This is a genomic window from Pseudomonas brassicacearum subsp. brassicacearum, assembly GCF_008801605.1.
Classification (GTDB): domain Bacteria; phylum Pseudomonadota; class Gammaproteobacteria; order Pseudomonadales; family Pseudomonadaceae; genus Aquipseudomonas; species Aquipseudomonas brassicacearum.
This window is the reverse complement of sequence record NZ_VZPJ01000023.1, coordinates 45,261-68,810: the sequence shown is the minus strand read 5'-3', so window position 1 is coordinate 68,810 and position 23,550 is coordinate 45,261. Positions and strand designations below refer to the sequence as shown.

Sequence of the window (23,550 nt, the reverse complement as noted above, 5' to 3'; positions counted from 1 at the left end):
CGTCGTCGAGGGTCAGCAGTTCTTCGCCGGTGACCATCGACACCGGGCAGCCGCTGGTCTGGGTCTGGGCCGCAGTGTCGGCGCTGTCGCCGTTGGGGTTTTTCGACTGGGCCGGGGCGTCGTCGTGATGTTCGTGTTTTTTCAGCGTGGTGTTGCGCTGCGCATCCCAGCGCAGTTGCATCCGGCCCTTTTTCACCCCGGCCGCGATACCGCGCGCCGCCACGGATTTGTAGCGGTCCACGTAGGTCATGAAGCCATTGACCACCGCGAAGATCGCCCCGATGAAACGCTGCATGGCACCCAGCAGGCGCACGCCCACATTCCCCAGGCGCATCGACAGATAAGCGATACCGGCACCCGCACCGGTGAAGGTCAGGACGACACCAATCAACAGGTCGATCAACAACTGCCCTGTCACCCTCGACAGGGCTTCGGCCGTTTCCCCGGCAACCTCACTGGGCGGCAACATCTCCAACCAGAGACTGGCGGTGCGCACCAACAGGCACAGCGCCGCTTCGTCGCTGGCCAGCAGTTGCAGCTTGGCCATCACCAGCGGTGTTTTTTCCGCCAGGTCCTCCAGTTGCTTGGCGCTTTCGCCCAACCGATCAACAAACTGACCAGGGTCCTTAAGAATGTCCGAGAGTAAGCTGATGCTGTCCCAAACACTTTCAATCGCCGCCCAACTACCGGCGAGCAGCCCGTTCCCCACCGCCGCCGCCGAAGTCGACAGCGATTGTTGTGCCCATCGCGGCTTGAAACCCTGCCACTCACCGCGCAACCAGTCCGTCAGATCGGTGGTCAGGCCATCGTAGGAAGAAAACAGATTCGCGATTTGCTTGGCGGACACCTCGCCCTGGACATGAACCCGATAGGACTTGCCTGCCTCACCCAGGAAGGTCCCCAGGCCCTGGGCATCCAGGGTGACCGGCGTGACCTCGCCGCTGGCCACGTCCACCACATCCACCGCGATGTCGCCCAGCGGGATGTCGTACACCGACTCGAACTTGCTCTCGATCGTCATCGGCCCGCCCTTGGGGCACTGGACGACCGTGGAGAGGAAGTCATCGTCACCGATGCCGACAGCGGTGGTGCTGTCGCCAAAGCGGATCAGCCGCTCCATGCCCATCAGCGACGGCAGGTCAGCGACATGACTGGCCCGGTCCGCTGCTCGGCTGTACCAGCGCTCGAGCTGCTCGCGGTAGGCCGAAAGGGTGCCTTTGAAGCTGTCGAGTTCCTGCTCGATTCGGCTCACCTGATCCATCAGGACAGGGCTCGCTCAAGGGCCGGCAGGAAAAAACGGTCGAACATGGGCAGACGTCTCGCAGTACTCAGGGAGCGCGAGACTTTGCCGGGGATGACAGGGGAATTAAGTCAGGGGAAGGAGACAGAGTACGTAGGGCGATTCGCTAAATTCGTCTGACCTGCACAACGAATCGCCTGTGGATAACCCTAGATATCGCGAGCTTCAAGTGATTTGAGCTTGATTTCGGCCAGCGGATGCCCGGCTTTCGCCGCCAAGGTCCACCAACGCGCCGCTTCAACCGGGTCCGGCGCCTTGCTGGCTGTGCCGGCCAGGCTGATCACGCCAACTTGGTAGGCGGCCTTGCCATCACCGGCCAATGCCGCCAGCCGCAGCAGGCGAATTCCTTCTTCACGGGCACCCAGCCCTTGGCCGCGAAACGTGAGGATGTGCCCATAGAAGCTCTGCGCACCGACGTCGCCCAAGTTCGCCATGCGGGAGAACTGCCCCTCGAGCCAGGCCCAGCCACGCGGCTGGCGGACGAACCAGGACCAATGAAACAACCGACGCGCCAGCCAGTAACCGGCCCGCGCCTTGAGTCGCCAGAGCACTCAGGCCTCCGCCGACTCGGGGTACTCGTATTCAAATACCCGAACCACTTCTGAAGCGTGCCAGGAAGCAGCGGCCACGCCATCGGATGGCCCGGAAAAGCGGCCCAGGCGCTCTACGCACTCGAAGAAACCCGTGCGCGGCAACCGACTGGCGCCCTGGCTGATCACCAATGAACTGCGCAGCGGCTGCTCCGCCCGGGCGTCCAGCGCCGCCAGGTGCTCAAGGGCCGCAGTCAAGGTCTGCATGGCCGGGCTGGGCAGTTGCAGACGCTCCAACAAGGCGCGGTAAGTCAATAAATGGCGCTGGCGGCGCGCCTGGTCCAACTCACCCAACAACCCATCCCAATGCTGCCGACTGATGCGTACGCTCACGATTCTTCCCTCCAACCCGGAACCGTCAACTCCCAGGCCAGACTGCGCCGAATCGCGGCATCGGGCTGACGCTCGCCGCTCTCGATCAAGGCCAGATAAGACGGGCTGATACCTACCGTGCGGGCCAGCGCCTCGATGGCGATGCCCTTCCCTTCGCGTAAACTGCGTAATTGATCCAGTCCAGGGAGAACCTGGCCCGGTGCCGCCGCGTGACGGACTGTCGCTTCGCGCGGCGGAGCTTGATCGATGCCTGCTGCCTTCAACAACGACTGGTACTGATCCCACGGCAAAACCGCGTATTCGGGCTCTCCGTCACGTGTGATTATTTGAATATCCATGTCTACCCCGTAGGACAACAACACTTAGCGAGTCAGCCTTTTTTCTTGGAAGTGTAATCCTAAATGCTGGCTAAGGTCGCGGGGTGATGAATTCTCAGGGGATCAGGGCTTTTTCTGGCCTTGGAGTTGAAGTTGTTCCGGGGTATCGGGAAGCCTTTCGACCCGGGCAAGCTTCTCGGGCGATTGCCGATAACGCCAGGCACGGAAAGCCTCGAGTTCAACGTCGAGGGTTTTCATGACCCAGGCCAGCACGGCGATATCGTCGATCATGCCAAACATTGGCAAGATATCTGGAATCGCATCCAGGGGGCTGAGGAAATACATGAGCCCTGCCACCACCGACAGCATCGACTTGGCGCTGACAGCGCGGTATTCGCCCCGCCAGTAGGCCAGGCACAAGGCCTGCAACAACCGCAGGTCCTCCTTGAGCTTGCCCAGCCGTCCGCCCTCCCGGGCACCTTTGCTGGCGACGGCGAACAGCAACGTCGGCAATCGACCGCGGGCCAGCAGGCGGCCTGCCAAGGGCAGAAATCGCGCAAAATTCCACGGGGCCTTCATTTTTTTCTCCCACTGAAATGTTATCCACACAAATTGTGGATAACCTTGTGAACAGAGCTGCATTTCACCGCTGAAGCCCCCGTTTCATAAGGGCCCGGCTTAGATCGGGCGTTTTTTACTCACATAAAAAAACCCAATATTTCATTGACTTGACCGGCTGACTGCGTCTAGCACAGCGCCTGTATTGCCTATGACTATACCCTGCATCGCGCGTTCGGTTTTTTTGCCATTTTGCCGCGGCCCAGATGCGACAACGCCCCGCATAAGCGAGGCGTTGTCGTTATAGCGGACGCGATTACTTGGCTGCGTCTTCTTTTGCCGGATCCTTGATCGCCAGCAGTTCCAGGTCGAACACCAGGACCGAGTTGGCCGGGATTGCCGGGCTCGGGCTCTGGGCGCCATAGGCCAGGTCGCTCGGGATGTACAGCTTGTACTTCTCGCCGACGTGCATCAGTTGCAGGCCTTCGACCCAACCCGGGATCACGCCGCTGACCGGCAGGTCGATCGGGCTGCCACGTTCAACGGAGCTGTCGAACACGGTGCCGTTGGTCAGCTTGCCGGTGTAGTGAACAGTCACTACGTCGGTCGGCTTAGGCTGTGGACCGTCGGCTTTCTTGACCACTTCGTACTGCAGGCCGGAAGCGGTGGTGGTGACGCCGGCTTTCTTGCCGTTTTCTTCGAGGAACTTCTTGCCGGCGGCTGCCGACTCTTCGCTCATCTTGGCCATGCGCTCTTCTGCACGCTTTTGCAGCGCGGCAAAGGCTTCGACCAGTTCTTCGTCTTTCAGCTTCTGTTCTTTCTTGCCGACGGCATCTTCGATGCCCTGGGCGACCGCTTTGGAGTCCAGGTCATCCATGCCCTCCTGAGCCAGGCTCTTGCCCATGTTCAGGCCAATACCGTAGGAAGCTTTCTGCGCCGGGGTCTTCAGCTCTACGCTGGTCTGCGAGTCGCAACCCGCGAGTACCAGGCCTACCAGGGCCACCGCCGCTGCCAACCGATGCTGTTTCATGCTATTTCCTTGTTCATGCGCCTAAAGGGCAATCGAATAAAGCCGCGAGCTTATCAGGCGGCCACGACCAATGGCTACCGGCATGTGAGCCACAAAGTAATGATAAGTTCAGGTCCGCAAACGCTTTTTAAGCCTGTACGAATGAAGCATCTGTCATCTGTTACGTACAGGGACAAATTGCCGCTCCCCTACAGGCCAGGGGTAATGGCCACTTGCCCGCCGCGCAGCACTGAGGCATAAGGGCTTATCAAAAAAACAAGGACGTTACCGTGCGCCTTCTCTCTCGCATCTTCTTGCTGCTCCTCGCGCTGCTGATTATTGTCGTGGCCGTGGTGGTTTATTACGTCGCCAATCCTCGCCTGCCGTTCTACACGCCCGTCGAACAGGTGAATTACCTCGACCAATGGACTGCCGCCGAGCGCCAGACGTATTACTTCACGCCCCAGGGCACCCAGGTCAAAGGCCTGCGCTACGACTGGTTCACTGCCCTCGAATTACCGTTTTCGCAACAACGCTTCGCTTCGCCTGAGTACCTGGCGCGCTTTGGGTTCCTGGTCGATCCGGCGCAGAAAGCCTCGTCGGCCAATCCCGGCAACTTGCCGGTGGGCTTCGCCCGGCACCAGAACCCGGGCAGCACCGAACAGTTCCTGGATATCACCTGCGCTGCCTGCCATACCGGCGAATTGCGCTTCAAGGGCCAGGCGATACGGATCGACGGCGGCTCGGCTCAACACGTGCTGCCTTCCAGTGTTCCTACATTACGCGGTGGCAGTTTCGGACAAGCATTGGTCGCCAGTCTGGCGTCTACCTACTACAACCCTTGGAAGTTCGAGCGCTTCGCCCGCCAAGTGCTGGGCAAGGACTACGACGCCCGCCACGAGGAATTGCGCAAGGCCTTCAAAATCTCCCTGGACACGTTCCTGCGGGTGGCCTGGAACGACACCCATCGCGGCCTCTACCCCACCGAAGAAGGGCCTGGCCGTACCGACGCCTTCGGTCGCATCGCCAATGCCAGCTTCGGCGACGCCATTTCGCCGCAAAACTACCGGGTGGCCAACGCCCCCGTGGACTACCCGCAGTTGTGGGATATATGGACGTTCGACTGGGTGCAGTGGAACGGATCGGCCCAGCAACCGATGGCCCGCAACGTCGGTGAAGCACTGGGGGTCGGCGCCACGCTGAATTTCTTCGACACCCAAGGCAAACCGCTGCAGGGCGATGCGCGTTACCCCTCCAGCGTGCGTGTGCGCGACTTGAACAAGATCGAAGAGACCCTGCAACTGCTCAAGCCGCCTGTGTGGCCCGAAGCGCTGCTCGGTTCAATCGACAAACCGCTGGCGGCCAAGGGCCGGGCCCTGTTCACTGAAAACTGCGCCGGCTGCCATGTACCCAAGGTAGTCCAAGGGCCCGACAGGCCGGTCCAGCAATTGCACATGCTGCCCGTGCAAGTGATCGGCACCGACCCGGGCACCGCCAACAACATCGCCGATCACCGCTACGACCTGACCAGCCTGCAGTGGGATCCGGCCGAGTTGGCGAAGCTGGAAGTGCAACTGCACCCGACCCCGACGGAACCGCTGGACCTGAGCCAACTCTCGGTCGCCAAAGGCCTGGCCTACGTCACGGCGTTCGTCGAAAACCGCGCTTACCGCGACGCCGGTGTCACCCCCGCCGAGCGCCCTGCCCTGGACGGTTTTGGCCTACCCATCGGCGTACGTGAACTGCGCGCCTACAAAGCCCGGCCGCTGGCGGGCGTCTGGGCCACGCCACCGTTCCTGCACAACGGCTCGGTGCCGACGATCTATCAATTGCTGTCCCCCCAGGACGAGCGCGCGACCACGTTCTATAAAGGCAACTTCGAATACGACCCGCGCCACCTGGGCTATCGCACCGAAGCCTTTACCAACGGTTTTCTCTTCGATACCCGCATTACCGGCAACCACAACAGCGGCCATGAATTCCGCGCGGGCGAGCGAGGTAATGGCGTCATTGGCCGCTTGCTGCAACCGCAGGAACGCTGGGCCTTGCTGGAGTATTTAAAGGTGCTGGGCGGGCCACTGGAGTCGCAACTGTAATGATGAACCCCACAGGTAAAAGGAAGTTTGAATGTTGATCACGCTCTGGCTGCGCCTCGGTGCCTTTTTGGGCAAGACGCTCCTGTGGCTGCTGGGCATCGGGTTGCTCGGCTGGGCACTGTCCACAGCCTGGTTTGCCTGGCAACACAAGGGACCGGTCCCGGACAAGGAACAGGTGGCGCCCGGCGAAGCGGCCATGACCCAGGACATCATCCAGACCGCTATTCGCATCGTCGATCAGCACCGCGAAAGTACGCGTTACCTGCGCGATGCCCATGCCAAGGCCCACGGCTGTGTCATGGCCGAAGTCCAGGTGCCGAGCGACCTGCCGGCACCGTTGCGCCAAGGTGTATTCGCCGAGCCGGGGAAGGTCTGGCAGGCGACGATTCGCCTGTCCAACGGCAACGCCTATCCGCAGTTCGACAGCCTGCGCGATGCCCGCGGGATGGCGATCAAGCTGATGAACGTACCGGGCAAGCAACTGCTCGCTGACCGGCAATCACAGGGTGAGCAGGATTTCGTGATGTTCAACCATCCGAACTTCTTCGTCAGCGATGTCGCTGAATATCGTCAGAATGTGGCCGCCCAGGCTGACGGGAAGAAGGCGATGGCTTTCTTTCCAAGCCTGGACCCGCGCAGCTGGCAGATCCGGCATTTATTCATCGCCCTGGCGACCCTCTCACCGCCCCCGGCCAGCCCGACCCAGACCACGTATTTCTCGGTATCGCCTTACAAATTCGGCGAAGCCAACGCCAAGTTTCGCGTCGCACCGGACCCGGACAGTTGCCCGAGCTATACCCTGCCTCCCCAGAATCAGGACCTGCCGAACTTCTTGCGTAGCGCATTGAATCAGCAGTTATCCACGGACCGGGTGCCGGCGTGTTTTGTCTTGCAGATCCAGCGTCAGGATCCGAGCAAGTACATGCCCATTGAAGACACCAGTATTGAGTGGCAGGAAAGTGATGCGCCGTTCGAGACCGTGGCGCGGATCAAGGTTCCGGCTCAGGATTTTGATACGCCCAAGTTGAATCTGGCTTGTGATAATCAGTCGTTCAATCCTTGGTTCGGCATTGAGGCGCATCGGCCTATTGGTGGGATCAATCGCTTGCGTAAGGCGGTGTATGAGGCGGTCAGCGATTATCGTCATCGGCGGAATGCTGAGCTGTAGACGATGGGTTGGTGTGTATATCCGGTATTTCGGTAACGGCTGCTGACGGTTCCGCTCTGACTGGGCCGGCTCCCGGGCTCTTCAAAAGTGACCCGCCGTAAGGGCGGAACCATAAGTAGCCGTAACCGCAGCGACGGATATACACACAAAAAAGAGAGCCAAAAAAAAACGACGCTTTCCCCTCGTAAAGGAAAAGCGTCGTTCTAGTAGCCACCTGGCGTTCAGCATTCCAGATAACCAAATATGGCGCAGCGGACGGGACTCGAACCCGCGACCCCCGGCGTGACAGGCCGGTATTCTAACCGACTGAACTACCGCTGCGCGTAACACTGAAAGTTTGGTGGGTGATGACGGGATCGAACCGCCGACATTCTGCTTGTAAGGCAGACGCTCTCCCAGCTGAGCTAATCACCCTTCACTTTCGATGCGGGGCGCATTCTCTCACAGTTTTTTATAACGTGCTGATTTAATTAGCAAATTCAGCAAAAAAAAACATGAGCAACGCACACCACAGGAACTGCAAACAGCAAAAAGCCCGCGTTAGCGGGCTTTCCGTGGTGACCTGGCGTTCAGTGTTCCAGGTAACCGAATATGGCGCAGCGGACGGGACTCGAACCCGCGACCCCCGGCGTGACAGGCCGGTATTCTAACCGACTGAACTACCGCTGCGCGTAACACGTTGAACGAATGGTGGGTGATGACGGGATCGAACCGCCGACATTCTGCTTGTAAGGCAGACGCTCTCCCAGCTGAGCTAATCACCCTTCGCTTTCGGTGTGGCGCGCATTCTACGGAGCACTCTTTAAGCTGGCAAGCACTTTTTAAATTAATTTTTTCAGGCCTTCCAAAGGCTTAGCGAAGGGTTGGCCTATGGCGCTGCGAAGAGAATAATGCCCCCCTTTGTATAAAGGAGAGACTCACCCCATGTGGTTCAAAAACCTGCTTATCTATCGCCTGACCCAAGATCTGCCTTTTGATGCCGAGGCGTTGGAAACTGCACTGGCCAGCAAACTGGCGCGTCCATGTGCAAGCCAGGAGTTGACCACTTACGGTTTCGTCGCACCGTTTGGCAAAGGCGAAGACGCACCGCTGGTGCACGTCAGCCAGGACTTCCTGCTGATCGCCGCGCGCAAGGAAGAACGCATCTTGCCGGGTAGCGTCGTACGCGATGCCCTGAAGGAAAAGGTCGAAGAGATCGAAGCCGAGCAAATGCGCAAGGTCTATAAAAAGGAACGGGACCAGCTCAAGGATGAAATCATCCAGGCGTTCCTGCCGCGTGCGTTCATCCGTCGTTCGTCCACTTTTGCCGCCATCGCGCCGAAACAGGGCCTGATCCTGGTGAACTCGGCCAGCCCGAAACGCGCTGAAGACCTGCTGTCTACCCTGCGCGAAGTCATCGGCTCGCTGCCGGTACGTCCACTGACGGTAAAAATGGCCCCGACCGCTACCATGACCGACTGGGTCAAGACCCAGAAAGCCGCGGACGATTTCTTCGTGCTCGATGAATGCGAACTGCGCGACACCCACGAAGACGGCGGCATCGTGCGCTGCAAGCGCCAGGACCTGACCAGCGACGAAATCCAGCTGCACCTGAACACCGGCAAGGTCGTCACGCAACTGTCCCTGGCCTGGCAGGACAAGCTGTCCTTCATGCTCGACGACAAGATGGTGGTCAAGCGCCTGAAGTTCGAAGACCTGCTGCAGGACCAGGCAGAGCAGGACGGTGGCGACGAAGCCCTCGGCCAACTGGACGCCAGCTTCACGCTGATGATGTTGACGTTCGGCGAGTTCCTGCCGGCGCTGGTTGAAGCGTTGGGTGGGGAAGAGATTCCGCAGGGGATCTAAACCCCGCCCCCCCTGTGGGAGCGAGCTTGCTCGCGATAGCGGCATGACGGCCACCGAGATGCTGACTGACACTCCGCTTTCGCGAGCAAGCCCGCTCCCACATTGGGTTTTGTGGTGTTCTTAATAATAAGGATCAGGTCATGCGCGCATTGGCTGCATTGAGTCGCTTTGTCGGCAATACCTTCGCTTACTGGGTACTGATTTTCGCGGTGGTGGCGTTTCTGCAGCCAGCTTGGTTCATCGGTCTAAAAATCGCCATCGTGCCGCTGCTGGGCCTGGTGATGTTCGGCATGGGCCTGGCACTCAAGCTGGAAGACTTCGCCGAAGTGGCCCGTCATCCAGGGCGCGTCGCCTTGGGGGTGGTTGCCCAATTCGTGATCATGCCCGGTACGGCGTGGCTGCTTTGCCAAGTGTTCAGTCTGCCGCCGGAGATCGCCGTCGGCGTGATCCTGGTGGGCTGCTGCCCGAGCGGCACATCGTCCAATGTCATGACCTGGCTGGCTCGCGGTGACCTGGCCCTGGCCGTGGCGATTTCCGCCCTCACGACCCTGCTTGCCCCTCTGCTGACCCCGGCGCTGATCTGGCTGCTGGCCTCGGCCTGGTTGCCGGTGTCGTTCTCGGCGCTGTTCTGGTCGATCCTGCAAATCGTCCTGTTGCCGATCGCACTGGGCATCATTGCCCAACGCCTGCTGGGTGCCCGGGTTCGTCATGCGGTAGAAGTGCTGCCACTGATATCGGTAGTGAGCATCGTGATCATCGTCGCGGCGGTGGTTGCAGCCAGTCAGGCGAAAATCGCCGAATCCGGCCTGCTGATCATGGCCATCGTGATGCTGCACAACAGCTTCGGTTATCTGCTGGGGTACTTCACCGGGCGTTTGTTCGGCTTGCCGTTGGCCCAGCGCAAAACCCTGTCATTGGAAGTCGGCATGCAGAACTCCGGCCTGGGTGCAGCGCTGGCGAGTGCACACTTTTCGCCACTGGCGGCGGTACCCAGCGCGCTGTTCAGCGTCTGGCACAACATTTCCGGCGCCCTGCTCTCGACGTACTTCCGGCGCATGAGCGAAAAACAGGACCGTGAACTGCAGGCCCGTCAAGCGACGGACTGAAGGCGAATCTTGACCGAATCGTCAGCATTGGGCATTCTTGCGCCCAATGCGGGGACGACCCCGCAACGCCATAGCAACCGTTATCCGGGGACGACCCCATCCATCGATGAGGTGTGTGATGTCCTGGATCATTCTGTTTTTTGCCGGCCTGTTCGAAGTCGGCTGGGCTGTCGGCCTGAAATACACCGACGGCTTCAGCCGCCCTCTCCCCACTGCACTGACAATCGCCGCCATGGCGATCAGCCTTGGCCTGCTCGGCCTTGCAATGAAGGAACTGCCGCTGGGTACAGCCTATGCGATCTGGACCGGGGTCGGTGCCGTGGGCACGGTGATCGCCGGGATCATTTTGTTTGGTGAGTCGATGGCGCTGGTTCGTCTGGCCAGCGTGGCGTTGATCGTTGCAGGGTTGATCGGGCTCAAGGTCAGCGCTTAAGCCCTCCTGCAGGAGCAAGACCTTCTAGGAGCTGTGGAACTTGTAGGAGTAAAACCTGTGGGGAGCAGGGTCTGTGGGAGCAAGGCTTGCCCGCGATAGCGATCGCAAGGACGCCATCGCGAGCAAGCTTTGCTCCCACAGGTTTTAATCCCACAGGTCTTCTCCTTCAGTTTTTCGTTCTAGCGGACGGTCCCACGCAACTCCCCCACCAACGCCTGCAACTTCGCCGGCTCAGCCACTTCCACCGCGACCGCCGACCCCGCCACCAGCGTCACCCGCGACCAGAATCGACGAAACAGCCCTTTGGCCGGGTCGCGACTGAAAAAACTGCCCCACAACCCCTGCAACGCCAGGGGAATCACCGGCACCGGGGTCTCCTGGAGGATGCGTGTCAGTCCGCTCTTGAACTCATTGATCTCACCGTCACCGGTCAGCTTTCCTTCAGGGAAGATGCAGACCAACTCACCGTCCTTCAGGTATTGGGCGATTCGCTTGAAGGCTTTTTCGTAGATGTGAATGTCTTCCTGGCGCCCGGCAATCGGGATCGTCCCAGCGGTACGGAAGATGAAATTCAACACCGGCAGGTTGTAGATCTTGTAGTACATCACGAAGCGAATCGGCCGACGCACCGCGCCGCCAATCAGCAAGGCATCGACGAAGGAGACGTGGTTGCAGACCAACAGCGCAGCCCCTTCATCCGGGATCGCCTCCAAATTGCGGTGCTCCACGCGGTACATGGAATGGCTCAGCAGCCAGATCATGAAACGCATGCTGAACTCGGGAACGATCTTGAAGATGTAGGCGTTGACGCCAATGTTGAGCAACGACACCACCAGGAACAGTTGCGGGATCGACAGTTTGGCCAGGCTCAGCAGCACGATGGAGACGATGGCCGAGACCACCATGAACAACGCGTTGAGAATGTTGTTGGCAGCAATCACCCGCGCCCGCTCGTTCTCCACCGTGCGCGACTGGATCAACGCGTACAGCGGCACGATATAGAAACCGCCAAAGACACCCAGGCCCAGGATGTCGATCAGCACCAGCCAGGCGTGACCGAAACCGAGCACTTCAAGCCAACCGTGCCCCTCGACGCTGTCGGGGATTCCACCGGAATGCCACCACAACAGCAGGCCGAACACCGTCAGCCCGAACGAGCCGAACGGCACCAGGCCGATCTCGACTTTGCGCCCGGAAAGCTTTTCGCAGAGCATCGAACCCAAGGCGATCCCCACCGAGAACACCGTCAGGATCAAGGTCACCACGGTTTCGTCACCGTGCATCCACTCCTTGGCATAGGCCGGGATCTGCGTCAGGTAGATCGCCCCGACGAACCAGAACCAGGAGTTGCCGACAATCGAACGGGACACCGCCGGGGTTTGCCCCAACCCCAGTTTCAGGGTGGCCCAGGATTGGCTGAAGATGTTCCAGTTCAGGCGCATCTGCGGCGAGGCCGCCGCTGCGCGCGGAATGCTGCGGCTGGCCAGGTAACCGAGCACGGCAACACCGATGATCGCAGTGGACACCACGGGTGCGTAATGCGCCGAGGACATCATGATCCCGGCGCCGATGGTGCCGGCCAGGATCGCCAGGAAGGTGCCCATCTCCACCAGGCCGTTGCCGCCGACCAACTCTTCCTCACGCAAGGCCTGGGGCAGGATCGAGTACTTCACCGGGCCGAACAACGCCGAATGCGTGCCCATGGCGAACAGCGCCACCAGCATCAGCGATAAGTGATCGAACAGAAACCCTACTGCGCCGACCGCCATGATGGCGATTTCGCCGAGCTTGATCAGACGAATCAGCGCGTCCTTGGCGAATTTTTCGCCGAACTGCCCTGCCAGAGCCGAGAACAGAAAAAACGGCAGGATAAACAGCAGCGCGCAGAGGTTGACCCAGATCGAGCGGTCGCCCTCGATGGTCAATTTGTAGAGGATGGCGAGGATCAGCGACTGCTTGAAAATGTTGTCGTTGAACGCGCCCAAGGACTGCGTGATGAAGAACGGCAGGAAACGCCGCGTGCGAAGCAAGGTGAACTGCGAAGGGTGACTCATCTTCCATGTTCCTGAGTGACGTGGACGCTTATTGGAATGACGCTTTTTGATCCAGGCCACACATTACCTGTCTTTAGCGATTATTTCGCCAGCCCTGCAATACAGGGCGACACAAACAACTCACCGTGCCAGGCACCGAGGACCGTACGCCGCCCGACGATCAGCCACATCACCACCAGCATCGCCACCAGCACAGCCCCGAACACGCTGAAAAAAACCAGGCCCAGCAGGTCCGCAAGCTTCAGCGTGGTCAACGCGTACACGCCCAGGGGAAAGGTAAAGCCCCACCAGCCGAGGTTGAAGGGAATGCCTGCGCGCAGGTAGCGCGCGGTGATCAGAAGCGCCATCAACATCCACCACAACCCCAGCCCCCACAGCGTGATACCAGCCACCAGACCCAACCCGGCGGCGATTTCACCCACGCCGGACAGGCCATTGGCGGCAAAAATCAGCGGGGCATCGTTGCCCAATAGCAACATGCCCAGGGCGCCGGTGCCGATCGGGCCGAGGGCCAGCCAGCTCGAGGCGGCCATGTTCTCGTGAGGCAGTTTGTGCAGCGCCATGCGCAACAGCAAAATCGTCAGGATGCTGAACGCCACCGGCAGGGAAAAGGCCCAGAGCACGTAGCTGGTCACCAGCATGACCAGTTGCCCAAGAGCGTCGGCCAGATGCGGCGCCAACAGCCCGCCACTGGCCGCCGCGACTTCGGCGGCCACCACCGGCAAGAGCCACACGGCGGTCATCTGGTCGATGCGATGTTCCTGGCGGGTGAACATCAAGAATGGGATCAGCACACCACAGGCCAACGACATGGCCACGTCGATCCACCATAACGCCTCAGCCACCGCCACCACACCGCTCCCCCAGCGCGGCAGCCCAAATGCCAAAAAGCCGTTGATGATGGTCGCCAGCCCCATGGGAATGGTGCCGAAAAACATCGAAACCGTTGAATGACCGAAAATCCGTCGTGCTTCGTCGAAGAACAGTACCCAACGGGCCGTGTACATGAGGGCGAATACCACGAACAACAGCGTGTTGAACAACCACAAGCCTTCACCCAAAAGGCGCAGGCCCGGCACATTCCCAGGCCATTGCGCCAAGGCCAGCGCCAACACTCCGGTGCCCATGACCACGGCAAACCAGTTAGGCGTGAATTGGCGAATGGCCTCCAGCGGCCTGGGCAAATGGCTCAATGGACGCAAGCGGTTTTTTGCAGCGCAGCATGTCATGGCGAACTCCTGTCCTCGGATAAGGTGGAGCCATGCTAGAGCCGAATCGAATATCTATATAACGGGTAATCTCTCTATATGTTATCGGTTTAGCAGATAACCATCAGACGCTGCCTTCGGTCTCGATCACCAGGATTCTCGCTTCGCCCAAGGGCCTGGCCACATGTTCGGTGCCCACCGAGGCGTAGAAAATGTCCCCGGCCTCCAGCAAGGTTTCCTTTTCGACACCCTCTTCCCGATAGCACATCCGCACTTGCCCATCGAGCACCACGAAGACTTCCTCGCCGTCATTGACGTGCCATTTGTACGGCTGATCGGTCCAGTGCAGGCGCGTGGTGACACCATTCATGTTGGCGATATCCAGCGCCGCCCAGGCGCGGTCCCCGGTGAAGGACTTGCTGCGAATGATTTTCAAGGGATCGTCCGGAAAAAAGACTGAGGCGCCAAGACTAACCTACTGCCAGCGACGCCCGCACCCTTGGTTTCAAGGCCGCGCGCCATCGCTGACCGGTCTCATGGATTGACGTAACCCCAACAACGCAACGACACACAGCACAATCAACACCGCGCCATAGCCATCGGTGGTCGGGATCAATCCGAACACCCGCGTCAGGTTCCCCGCCAGCAGCGACGGCAGGCTGAAGGCCAGGTAACTGAGGACATAGAACGCCGACATCAAACCGGCCCGTTCGTGGGGCAACGCCAGCGGCATGATGCTGCGCAGCGCCCCCAGGAATCCCGCGCCAAAACCGCTGCCGGTGACCAGCGTGCCAATGAAGAACAATGGCAAGCTGGCGCCATGCACCGCCGCCAGCACCAATGCAAGACCGACCACCAGCAAGCTCGCGGAGAGGCGCAACATCTTGTCGGCCTCCTGGTTGCGCAGCAGGTAGATGGATAACGCGCCGCTGAGGGTCAACACCGCCACCAGCGCGCCACCGATCAGGTTGGAGGTCGATCCGGTTGACGCTCGCACCAGGGACGGTGCCAGTGACAAGTAGAAACCGCCCACGGCCCAGGCCGCCAGGTCCAGTGGCAGGACCCGCCACAAGGCTTGCCGCGCCTGGGGCGGCACATGCAGGGTTGGCCGCAGGGACTGCCAGGCACCGGGTTGCGGGCTGACGCTTTCCGCCAGGCGCCAGAGGTAAACGGCCTGGGCCAGGAACAAGCCCAACAGAAGCCAGTACGTCAGTTGCAAGGGCAACGGCGCGAATTCAGCCAGCAGGCCACAGCCCAGCGCCCCGCATGCCATGCCCAACAGCGGCGCGACACTGGTGATCAGCGGGCCCTGGCGACGGTCGAAATCCAGCAAGGCAGCCCCCAGCACACTGGTGGCCATGCCGGTGGCAAATCCCTGGATCAAGCGGGCACTGATCAACCAGGCAACGCTGTCGGCGCTGATAAACAGCAGCATCGCCAGCATGTTGAGCAACAGCGCCACGAAGATCACCGGCTTGCGGCCCAGGTAATCCGACAGCGAACCCACGGTCAGCAAGGCCGCCAGCAGACTGAAGGCGTACACACCGAAAATCAGCGTCAAGACGGCCGGGGAAAATTGCAATTGTTCCTGGTAGAGATGATACAACGGCGTCGGCGCGCTGGACGCGGCGAGAAAACCGAGCAAGGTGAGCGCCAGGAATATCAGGCTGGCGCGGGTCGAAGCTGGACGGGACATGGGCACGCTCCACAGGAGTATTCGCAAAAGCTAATTTTTTGCTTTTGTGGAGTGTGCTACCAGCATGCGCTTAAAGCAAATTCTTTGTGTTAAGGTCTGACGCATGGCGATTAAAGAAGGTTTACGCCCCGGCGGTCGAAGCGCCCGGGTCCAAGAGTCGATTCATTCGGCGGTCCGCGACCTGCTGCAAGAGCAGGACCGCGCGACCCTGACCGTGCCGCAAATCGCTGCGCGCGCCGGGGTGACGCCGTCCACCATCTACCGGCGCTGGGGTGATCTGCCGGCGCTGCTGGCCGATGTCGCCATCGCCCGCTTGCGCCCCGACAGCGACCCCGCCAACACCGGTAGCCTGCGCGGCGACCTGCTCGCCTGGGCCGAACAGTACCTGGACGAAATGAGTTCCGAGCCCGGTCGCAACATGATGCGCGACATCCAGGCCTGCGCCACGCCGGGGTATTGCGTGGGGATCCTCAGCCGTCAGTTGCAGATCATCCTGGACCGCTACCCCGATGAGCCCAATCCAGGCGTCGAACGGCTGATCAATGTGGTGGTGGCGCCGACGGTGTTTCGTATCCTCTTTGCCACCGCGCCGTTAGCGGTTGAGGAGTTGTATCGGCTGGTGGATATTGCGTTGGCTCAGTAAGGCCGCCATCGCGAGCAAGCTCGCTCCCACATTTGATCTGCTGTGAATACAAAATTTATGCTCGCCCAAGACTCGGTGTGGGAGCGAGCTTGCTCGCGATGAGGCCAGCAAAAACCTTGCATAACCCAAGAATTCCCCCTCCTGCGACACCCCACCGCGCCTCGACCTTGGTCGACACTGACGAACCCGAGCGGGCATGCGAGACTGTCCTGCCGGGCTCAAGTCCCGGTGTCTTTGTCCGGGAGTTTCCATGTCGCTGTCCAGCGGGCTGATTGCCGTTGTCGCCCTGGCCTATATGGCCATCATGTTCGCCATCGCCTTCTACGGCGACCGGCGCAGCACGCCGCTGCCGCCGCGGGTGCGGGCTTGGGTCTACAGTCTGTCGCTGGCGGTGTACTGCACCAGTTGGACGTTCTTTGGCGCCGTAGGCCAGGCCGCCGAACAGCTCTGGGCATTCCTGCCGATCTATCTCGGGCCGATCCTGCTGCTGGTGCTGGCGCCGTGGGTCCTGCAGAAAATGGTGATGATCAGCAAACAGGAGAACATCACCTCCATCGCCGACTTCATCGCCGCCCGCTATGGCAAGTCCCAATCCCTGGCGGTAGTGGTCGCGCTGATCTGCCTGGTCGGCGTGCTGCCGTACATCGCCTTGCAGCTCAAGGGCATCGTGCTCGGGGTGAACCTGTTGATCGGTGCCGGCGCCGATGCCATGGGCACCCGCGCCCAGGACACCGCGCTGATCGTCTCGCTGATCCTGGCGCTGTTCACCATCGTGTTCGGTACCCGCAACCTGGACGCCACCGAACACCACCGTGGCATGGTGCTGGCGATTGCCTTCGAATCCCTGGTCAAGCTGTTCGCCTTCCTGGCGGTCGGAGCGTTCGTGACGTACGGCCTGTACGACGGCTTCGACGACCTGTTCAACCAGGCCATGCTCGCCCCACGGCTGGAGCAGTACTGGAAAGAAACAATCAACTGGCCATCCATGGTGGTGCAGACCGGGGTGGCGATGATGGCGATCATCTGCTTGCCACGACAGTTCCACGTGACCGTGGTGGAGAACATCGAACCCCAGGACCTGCGCCTGGCCAAGTGGGTATTCCCCGCCTACCTGGCCCTGGCCGCACTGTTCGTGGTGCCCATCGCCCTCGCCGGGCAAATGATGCTGCCCAGCTCCGTATTGCCGGACTCCTTCGTCATCAGCCTGCCGCTGGCCCAGGCCCATCCGGCCCTGGCATTGCTGGCGTTCATTGGTGGCGCCTCGGCGGCTACCGGCATGGTGATCGTGGCCAGCGTGGCGCTGTCCACCATGGTCTCCAACGACATGCTGTTGCCGTGGCTGCTGCGCCGCAACAACGCCGAGCGGCCCTTCGAAGTGTTCCGCCAGTGGATGCTGTCGGTGCGTCGGGTGAGCATCGTCGTGATCCTGTTGCTGGCCTACGTCAGCTACCGCCTGCTGGGTTCGACGGCGAGCCTGGCGACCATCGGCCAGATCGCCTTCGCCGCCGTGACCCAACTGGCCCCGGCCATGCTCGGCGCGCTGTACTGGAAACAGGCCAACCGCCGCGGTGTGTTCGCTGGCCTCGCCATGGGGATTTTTCTGTGGTTCTACACCCTGGTGTTGCCGATCGCCGCTCACAGCCTGGGCTGGTCGCTCAGTAGCTTCCCGGGCCTGGCCTGGCTGCACGGCAATCCATTGAACCTGCCGATTACTCCCCTGACCCAAGGGGTGGTCCTGTCCCTGGCCGGTAACTTCACGTTGTTCGCCTGGGTGTCCGTGCTGTCGCGCACACGCGTCTCGGAACACTGGCAGGCCGGACGCTTCATCGGCCAGGAAATCAGCGCCCGCCCCAACCCCCGCTCAATGCTGGCGGTGCACATCGAAGACTTGTTGCAACTGGCCGCCCGTTTCGTCGGCGAGGAGCGGGCGCGGCAGAGTTTCATTCGCTTTGCCTACCGCCAGGGCAAAGGCTTCAACCCGACCCAGAACGCCGACAGCGAATGGATCGCCCACACCGAACGCCTGCTGGCCGGTGTACTCGGGGCCTCTTCGACCAGGGCTGTGGTAAAGGCCGCCATTGAAGGTCGGGAGATGCAGCTCGAAGACGTCGTGCGGATCGCAGACGAAGCCTCGGAAGTTTTGCAGTTCAACCGCGCGCTGTTGCAAGGCGCCATCGAGAACATCAGCCAGGGCATCAGCGTGGTCGACCAGTCCCTCAGGCTGGTAGCCTGGAATCGTCGCTATCTGGAGCTGTTCAAGTATCCGGACGGCTTGATCAGTGTTGGCCGGCCCATTGCCGATATCATCCGCTACAACGCCGAGCGTGGTCTCTGCGGCCCAGGCGAAGCCGAAGTTCACGTCGCCCGACGCCTGCACTGGATGCGCCAGGGCCGCGCCCATACCTCTGAACGATTGTTCCCCAACGGCCGGGTGATCGAGCTGATCGGCAACCCGATGCCCGGTGGCGGTTTCGTCATGAGTTTCACTGACATCACCGCGTTCCGTGAGGCCGCGCAAGCGCTGACCGAAGCCAACGAGGGGCTGGAGCAACGAGTGGCCGAACGCACCCGGGAATTATCGCAACTGAACCTGGCCCTGACCGAAGCCAAGAGCACCGCCGAAGCGGCCTATCAATCCAAGACCCGATTCCTGGCTGCGGTCAGCCACGACCTGATGCAACCGCTCAACGCCGCGCGGCTATTCTCTGCCGCGCTGTCCCACCAGCACGAGGGTTTGCCGAGCGAGGCCCGGCAATTGGTGCAGCATCTGGACAGTTCGCTGCGTTCCGCTGAAGACCTGATCACCGACCTGCTGGACATCTCCCGCCTGGAAAACGGCAAGATCAATCCCGACCGCAAGCCGTTCGTCCTCAACGAATTGTTCGACACCTTGGGCGCCGAGTTCACGGCGCTGGCCCAGGAACAAGGCCTGAAATTCCGAATGCGAGGCTCGCGACTGCGGGTCGACAGCGACATCAAGTTGTTGCGGCGGGTTCTGCAGAACTTCCTCACCAACGCCTTCCGCTATGCCAAGGGCCCTGTGTTGCTGGGGGTACGCCGGCGCAACGGCGAGTTGTGCCTGGAAGTCTGGGATCGCGGGCCGGGAATTGCCGAGGATAAGCTGCAGGTCATTTTCGAAGAATTCAAACGCCTGGACAGCCACCAGACCCGCGCCGAAAAAGGCCTGGGCCTGGGCCTGGCCATCGCCGACGGGCTATGCCGCGTGCTGGGCCATACCTTGCGCGTGCGCTCCTGGCCGGGGCGTGGCAGCGTGTTCAGCGTCAGCGTGCCCTTGGCCCATACACAGGTCGTCGCACCAAGTCCCGCGGCTGAACCCAACGGTCATTTGCCAAGCGGCGCCCAGGTGCTGTGCGTCGATAACGAAGACAGCATCCTGATCGGCATGAACAGCCTGCTGACACGCTGGGGTTGCCAGGTGTGGACGGCGCGCAACCGGGAAGAATGCGAGCGTTGGCTGGCCCAGGGCGGCCGACCGCAACTGGCGCTGGTGGATTTTCATCTGGACGACGGCGAGACCGGTACCGAGCTGATGGCCTGGTTGCGCACGCGCATGGGCGAACCGATTCCCGGTGTGGTGATCAGCGCCGACGGCCGACCTGAGATGATAGCCCAGGTGCATGCCGCAGGCCTGGATTACCTGGCCAAGCCGGTGAAGCCGGCGGCGTTGCGGGCGTTGTTGAGTCGGCATTTGCCGTTGTAATGGGCTGAGGGACACGCTGTTCCGCTGTGGCGATGGAAAATCTTGTGGGGAGCAAGGCTTGCCCGCGAAGTCGGTCTCAAGGATGCCATCGCGAGCAAGCTTTGCTCCCACAAGATGACCTTGCCACAAGCTTCTGCTTCAGCCTTGGGTTTGTGTTTCAGCCCTGGGTTTTCTCGCTGGCTTCTTCCGGCAACTCAGGCAGCCCATCCGCATCGGTCATCGCCCGTTCGAGCAATTCGCTGGGCAAGCTCTTGCTGGCCCGGGCGCCGAGCAGCTTGAGCTGTTCGCTGCGGCTGATCAGGTTGCCGCGCCCTTCCGTCAATTTGTTGCGCGCGGCACTGTAGGCTTTGTCCAACTGCTGCAAGCGACTGCCGATCTCATCCAGGTCCTGGATGAACAAGACGAACTTGTCATACAGCCACCCGGCCCGCTCGGCGATTTCCCGGGCGTTCTGGCTCTGGCGTTCCTGCTTCCACAAGCTATCGATCACCCGAAGGGTCGCCAGCAACGTGGTCGGGCTGACGATCACGATGTTGCGGTCGAAGGCTTCCTGGAACAGGTTCGGCTCGGCTTGCAAGGCGGCGGAAAACGCCGCTTCGATCGGCACGAACAACAACACGAAATCCAGGCTGTGCAAACCGTCCAGGCGTTTGTAGTCCTTGCCGGCCAAGCCTTTGACGTGGGCTCGCAACGACACCACATGTTGCTTGAGGGCCAGTTGGCCAATGGCGTCATCTTCGGCGGCCACGTACTGCTGATAGGCCGTGAGGCTGACCTTGGAGTCGACCACTACTTGCTTGTCGCCAGGCAGATAAATCAACACGTCCGGCTGGAAACGCTCGCCGTCCGGGCCCTTGAGGCTGACCTGGGTCTGATACTCGCGGCCCTTCTCCAGGCCAGCATGTTCGAGCACCCGCTCCAGAATCAACTCGCCCCAGTTGCCCTGGGTCTTCTGGCCCTTGAGTGCCCGAGTGAGGTTGGTGGCCTCGTCGCTCAAGCGCAGGTTCAGCTGTTGCAAGCGCTCCAGCTCCTTGCCCAGGGAGAAACGTTCCCGGGCCTCGGCCTGATAACTTTCTTCGACGCGTTTTTCGAAGGACTGGATGCGCTCCTTCAGCGGATCGAGCAACTGGCCCAGGCGCTGTTGGCTGGTTTCGGCGAAACGCTGCTCACGCTCATCGAAGATTTTTCCGGCGAGCTCGGCGAATTGTGCCCGCAACTCGTCGCGCGAACCTTGCAGATCATCCAGGCGTTGCTGATGGCTTTCCTGCTGCTCGCGCAGTTCGGCATGCAACGACGCCGCCTGGGCATCGAGCCGCCGCAATTCTGCTTCCTTGTTGGCGCGCTCGAGGTTCCAGGCGTGGGCCGCATCCCGGGCGTTGTCCCGCTCGATTTGCAACAACTCGACTTCACGACAGGCTGCGGCAAGCTCGGCTTGCTTGGCGGCGTTGGCCTGGCTCAGGTCGCTGATCTCATCGCGGCAGGCATCGAGCTGGGCATTGAGGCCGTCGTGGGCCATGTGCGCGGTGGCCAGGCGTTCTTCCAGCAGGGCCTGTTCGGTCTGCGCAGCGCCGGCCTGGCGTTGCAGGTGCCAGGCCAGTGCCAGCAATGGCACCGCAGCGCCCGCCAGGCCAAACAACAGGCTGGTCAAATCCATAGCCATGACAATTCCTGCCGATCAAATAAAGCCCGAAGGTTAACCAAGCGGCCGGGGGTTGCCCAGCTCGGTCTTCGTTTTCAGCCTTCGATTTCACCGAGGGCCCGGCGGGCTCGATCATCGCCGGCCCGCGCGGCCTGGCGCAGCAGGTCCTGGCCGATGCGGCGATCCCGGGCGTTGCCGCATTCACGGCACATCAATTGTCCGAGGCGACTTTGCGCGGCCACCACGCCTTCACGGGCCGGTTGCTTGAGTAAACGGCCGGCCAAGTGCTTGACGCTGGGGCTATCTCCCAGTCTCGGGCTGTCGAGTAGCCACTCGGCCACCCGCATCGAAATACGCTTGGGTGGGGTAACACCATGGGATGTGGAGGTAACAGGATTTGATACGGAGCGAAACTTCATAAAACACTGTGGGCTAGATCGGAAGGCGCGCCACTCTACTCCTTTTTTCGTACGGGTAAAGCCGAAAAAAACCAGCACGCCCGTGCTAGAGCAAGCGCTTGGGACAATCCACAGAAGCTGTGGATAACTCAGTGGACAACCCACCCTGAACTCGCGCAAAGCCCTGTGGAACGGGGCCTGCGCTCAAACTGACGATTTTTTCACCAGTAAAAAAAAGCGATGTTTTTCATTGACTTAAATTTTGGATACAGGCACCCACCCCGGATTGTTTCGACATGACAGTACAGTGACAAGTGGTGCAGCGAGTGTGCACAAGTAACAGCCGAATGGGTTATAACGCTGCGCTTTTTTGGCGCATCTGGCGGTAAAACCTGGGGATAAACCTCGGGCCTTGCGCGCGGCGTGGGTGGCATGGACACACCCGAGTACAGTTGGGTCCTGTGCTACGCGTCCGATCCCGACATCGACGCATGGCCCTGCTTGAATATTTTTTAACCAACGCCCTTCCCTTCACGAGTTCGATCCGTTAGTATCCGCAGCGTTAGTACCAAGCTGAAAGTCAATTCCGGGTCGAACACATCTCCACGGTCAGCCATCCTTCAAAGGACACCTCACCGAAAAAAGGAGACCGGCCCCCTCGATGGTTTCCAGGTAAACCTTGCGTCAACACAGCCTTTGATCGAATGCAAAGGGTGTTGCCAGGCTCATTACTCTGACCGAACCAACCTGCAAAATTGATCAGGATCTTCACCCCGGGCCCAGAACCTTTGCCCTTGATGTGTTGCCTGCCCTCCTAAGTACCTACCTGCCAGCCCAAGCGCGCACTTTATATAGCGCTCAAACTGGCTGCTTTGTTCCAGTCGGGTTCTTCGTTCGACCAATGGTGGTCGACGTTACTGGAACGTTTTAACGTTGCACGGTTCTTAACCGTGTCATTTGTAGGAACACCCATAACATGTCTACTCAAATCCACGCACAGGATGCTATCCGCACCCTCACCAACGCTTTTGCCCCGATGAACTGCCTGATCATGGCCGCTCGCAAAGGCTGCTTCAGCTTCACCCTGGTCAACGAACACGGCATCGCCCGTCACAGCGAACGCCTGTACCCCGATCAGTACTCCAGCGCCGAACCGCTGCAGGCCGTGATCGAGCGTACCCGCCAGGCACTGGTTGCCTGAGACGCCAGAAAGGCTGAAACCCCAAAGGCCCCGCCCAAAAAGCGGGGTTTTTTATTGCCTGGAATTTCTCGATCAAGCGAAACGGCGTAAGTACCAAGGGATATAACAGTTATAACCGTTCGTTGAAGATGTTTTAAAAACAGTCCTTTACAACGTAAATATGACACTACACTTCAAGTCAAGCGGCATGATCCGCTTCCGGCGGGGCCTGGACCGATCCACCGCTGCCAAGCCC

19 protein-coding genes, 4 tRNA genes and 1 pseudogene are annotated in these 23,550 nt (G+C 60.5%); 8 read left to right on the top strand and 16 right to left on the bottom strand.

The genetic code is table 11. The annotated features are described in order from the left end of the window. The 6 genes and pseudogenes from F7R20_RS30450 to F7R20_RS30425 all read right to left on the bottom strand — a co-directional run. A pseudogene (locus tag F7R20_RS30450) lies at positions 1–1,261 on the bottom strand (type IV secretion protein Rhs); the annotation flags it as partial. 188 nt (positions 1,262–1,449) lie between these two features. After that, positions 1,450–1,851, bottom strand: coding sequence for an SEL1-like repeat protein (locus F7R20_RS30445; protein ID WP_003204573.1), 402 nt, complete (start codon positions 1,849–1,851; stop codon positions 1,450–1,452). Beyond that, on the bottom strand, positions 1,852–2,223 hold the full coding sequence (locus F7R20_RS30440; RefSeq protein WP_003179080.1) for a hypothetical protein: 372 nt from the start codon (positions 2,221–2,223) through the stop codon (positions 1,852–1,854). Continuing rightward, positions 2,220–2,561: a helix-turn-helix domain-containing protein gene (locus tag F7R20_RS30435; RefSeq protein ID WP_003204574.1), complete on the bottom strand. Its 342-nt coding sequence runs from the start codon at positions 2,559–2,561 to the stop codon at positions 2,220–2,222. The genes F7R20_RS30440 and F7R20_RS30435 overlap by 4 nt, the downstream gene beginning before the upstream one ends. A gap of 102 nt (positions 2,562–2,663) precedes the next feature. Further along, positions 2,664–3,119: a YkvA family protein gene (locus tag F7R20_RS30430; protein WP_003204575.1), complete on the bottom strand. Its 456-nt coding sequence runs from the start codon at positions 3,117–3,119 to the stop codon at positions 2,664–2,666. A 295-nt stretch (positions 3,120–3,414) separates the two neighbouring features. Continuing rightward, positions 3,415–4,128, bottom strand: coding sequence for an FKBP-type peptidyl-prolyl cis-trans isomerase (locus F7R20_RS30425; protein ID WP_003204577.1), 714 nt, complete (start codon positions 4,126–4,128; stop codon positions 3,415–3,417). Between the two features lie 269 nt (positions 4,129–4,397). Here F7R20_RS30425 and F7R20_RS30420 point away from each other — a divergent pair, with 269 nt between their 5' ends. Both F7R20_RS30420 and F7R20_RS30415 read left to right on the top strand, forming a co-directional pair. Beyond that, entirely contained in the window at positions 4,398–6,203 is a 1,806-nt protein-coding gene (locus tag F7R20_RS30420; RefSeq protein ID WP_003204579.1) for a di-heme-cytochrome C peroxidase, read from the top strand. Between the two features lie 31 nt (positions 6,204–6,234). Next, the gene (locus F7R20_RS30415) at positions 6,235–7,371 is read left to right on the top strand and encodes a catalase family protein (protein ID WP_003204581.1); all 1,137 of its coding nucleotides are present in this window, start codon (positions 6,235–6,237) and stop codon (positions 7,369–7,371) included. A gap of 244 nt (positions 7,372–7,615) precedes the next feature. Here F7R20_RS30415 and F7R20_RS30410 read toward each other — a convergent pair. The 4 genes from F7R20_RS30410 to F7R20_RS30395 all read right to left on the bottom strand — a co-directional run bounded on the left by F7R20_RS30410 (position 7,616) and on the right by F7R20_RS30395 (position 8,135). Continuing rightward, positions 7,616–7,692 (bottom strand) — tRNA-Asp (locus tag F7R20_RS30410). A 17-nt stretch (positions 7,693–7,709) separates the two neighbouring features. Continuing rightward, a tRNA-Val gene (locus F7R20_RS30405) sits at positions 7,710–7,785 on the bottom strand. A gap of 178 nt (positions 7,786–7,963) precedes the next feature. After that, a tRNA-Asp gene (locus F7R20_RS30400) sits at positions 7,964–8,040 on the bottom strand. A gap of 19 nt (positions 8,041–8,059) precedes the next feature. Continuing rightward, a tRNA-Val gene (locus F7R20_RS30395) sits at positions 8,060–8,135 on the bottom strand. 160 nt (positions 8,136–8,295) lie between these two features. Between F7R20_RS30395 and rdgC the strand changes: the two genes are divergently transcribed. The 3 genes from rdgC to sugE all read left to right on the top strand — a co-directional run bounded on the left by rdgC (position 8,296) and on the right by sugE (position 10,755). After that, positions 8,296–9,216, top strand: a complete 921-nt coding sequence (rdgC, locus tag F7R20_RS30390; protein ID WP_003204583.1) for a recombination-associated protein RdgC — start codon at positions 8,296–8,298, stop codon at positions 9,214–9,216. A gap of 140 nt (positions 9,217–9,356) precedes the next feature. Next, a complete protein-coding gene (locus F7R20_RS30385; RefSeq protein WP_003204585.1) occupies positions 9,357–10,322 on the top strand; it encodes a bile acid:sodium symporter family protein in 966 nt (321 codons plus the stop codon). A gap of 118 nt (positions 10,323–10,440) precedes the next feature. Beyond that, positions 10,441–10,755, top strand: coding sequence for a quaternary ammonium compound efflux SMR transporter SugE (gene sugE, locus F7R20_RS30380; protein WP_003204587.1), 315 nt, complete (start codon positions 10,441–10,443; stop codon positions 10,753–10,755). Between the two features lie 179 nt (positions 10,756–10,934). Here sugE and F7R20_RS30375 read toward each other — a convergent pair whose 3' ends face one another. From F7R20_RS30375 to F7R20_RS30360, 4 genes are all read right to left on the bottom strand, one after another. Then, complete coding sequence (locus F7R20_RS30375) at positions 10,935–12,809, bottom strand: MFS transporter (protein WP_003204590.1); 1,875 nt, start codon at positions 12,807–12,809, stop codon at positions 10,935–10,937. 80 nt (positions 12,810–12,889) lie between these two features. Further along, on the bottom strand, positions 12,890–14,038 hold the full coding sequence (locus F7R20_RS30370; protein WP_003204592.1) for a TDT family transporter: 1,149 nt from the start codon (positions 14,036–14,038) through the stop codon (positions 12,890–12,892). 103 nt (positions 14,039–14,141) lie between these two features. Then, positions 14,142–14,453, bottom strand: a complete 312-nt coding sequence (locus F7R20_RS30365; RefSeq protein ID WP_003204594.1) for a cupin domain-containing protein — start codon at positions 14,451–14,453, stop codon at positions 14,142–14,144. A gap of 69 nt (positions 14,454–14,522) precedes the next feature. Next, positions 14,523–15,713, bottom strand: coding sequence for an MFS transporter (locus F7R20_RS30360; protein WP_003204597.1), 1,191 nt, complete (start codon positions 15,711–15,713; stop codon positions 14,523–14,525). Between the two features lie 103 nt (positions 15,714–15,816). Between F7R20_RS30360 and F7R20_RS30355 the strand changes: the two genes are divergently transcribed. Beyond that, entirely contained in the window at positions 15,817–16,356 is a 540-nt protein-coding gene (locus F7R20_RS30355) for a TetR/AcrR family transcriptional regulator (protein WP_003204598.1), read from the top strand. Positions 16,357–16,606: 250 nt separating this feature from the next. Next, entirely contained in the window at positions 16,607–20,077 is a 3,471-nt protein-coding gene (locus F7R20_RS30350) for a hybrid sensor histidine kinase/response regulator (protein WP_003204600.1), read from the top strand. 157 nt (positions 20,078–20,234) lie between these two features. Here F7R20_RS30350 and rmuC read toward each other — a convergent pair whose 3' ends face one another. Further along, positions 20,235–21,623, bottom strand: a complete 1,389-nt coding sequence (rmuC, locus tag F7R20_RS30345; RefSeq protein WP_161796658.1) for a DNA recombination protein RmuC — start codon at positions 21,621–21,623, stop codon at positions 20,235–20,237. A 188-nt stretch (positions 21,624–21,811) separates the two neighbouring features. Next, the gene (locus tag F7R20_RS30340) at positions 21,812–22,135 is read right to left on the bottom strand and encodes an SEL1-like repeat protein (RefSeq protein ID WP_003204604.1); all 324 of its coding nucleotides are present in this window, start codon (positions 22,133–22,135) and stop codon (positions 21,812–21,814) included. 955 nt (positions 22,136–23,090) lie between these two features. Between F7R20_RS30340 and F7R20_RS30330 the strand changes: the two genes are divergently transcribed. Further along, on the top strand, positions 23,091–23,315 hold the full coding sequence (locus tag F7R20_RS30330) for a hypothetical protein (protein WP_003204606.1): 225 nt from the start codon (positions 23,091–23,093) through the stop codon (positions 23,313–23,315). Positions 23,316–23,550: the final 235 nt, after the last annotated feature.

Coding starts and splice junctions, on each gene's coding strand:
- F7R20_RS30435 (WP_003204574.1), bottom strand. CDS start 2,561: ATGGATATTCAAATAATCACACGTGACGGAGAGCCCGAATACGCGGTT.
- F7R20_RS30430 (WP_003204575.1), bottom strand. CDS start 3,119: ATGAAGGCCCCGTGGAATTTTGCGCGATTTCTGCCCTTGGCAGGCCGC.
- F7R20_RS30425 (WP_003204577.1), bottom strand. CDS start 4,128: ATGAAACAGCATCGGTTGGCAGCGGCGGTGGCCCTGGTAGGCCTGGTA.
- F7R20_RS30415 (WP_003204581.1), top strand. CDS start 6,235: ATGTTGATCACGCTCTGGCTGCGCCTCGGTGCCTTTTTGGGCAAGACG.
- rdgC (WP_003204583.1), top strand. CDS start 8,296: ATGTGGTTCAAAAACCTGCTTATCTATCGCCTGACCCAAGATCTGCCT.
- F7R20_RS30385 (WP_003204585.1), top strand. CDS start 9,357: ATGCGCGCATTGGCTGCATTGAGTCGCTTTGTCGGCAATACCTTCGCT.
- sugE (WP_003204587.1), top strand. CDS start 10,441: ATGTCCTGGATCATTCTGTTTTTTGCCGGCCTGTTCGAAGTCGGCTGG.
- F7R20_RS30375 (WP_003204590.1), bottom strand. CDS start 12,809: ATGAGTCACCCTTCGCAGTTCACCTTGCTTCGCACGCGGCGTTTCCTG.
- F7R20_RS30370 (WP_003204592.1), bottom strand. CDS start 14,038: ATGACATGCTGCGCTGCAAAAAACCGCTTGCGTCCATTGAGCCATTTG.
- F7R20_RS30360 (WP_003204597.1), bottom strand. CDS start 15,713: ATGTCCCGTCCAGCTTCGACCCGCGCCAGCCTGATATTCCTGGCGCTC.
- F7R20_RS30355 (WP_003204598.1), top strand. CDS start 15,817: ATGGCGATTAAAGAAGGTTTACGCCCCGGCGGTCGAAGCGCCCGGGTC.
- F7R20_RS30350 (WP_003204600.1), top strand. CDS start 16,607: ATGTCGCTGTCCAGCGGGCTGATTGCCGTTGTCGCCCTGGCCTATATG.
- F7R20_RS30340 (WP_003204604.1), bottom strand. CDS start 22,135: ATGAAGTTTCGCTCCGTATCAAATCCTGTTACCTCCACATCCCATGGT.
- F7R20_RS30330 (WP_003204606.1), top strand. CDS start 23,091: ATGTCTACTCAAATCCACGCACAGGATGCTATCCGCACCCTCACCAAC.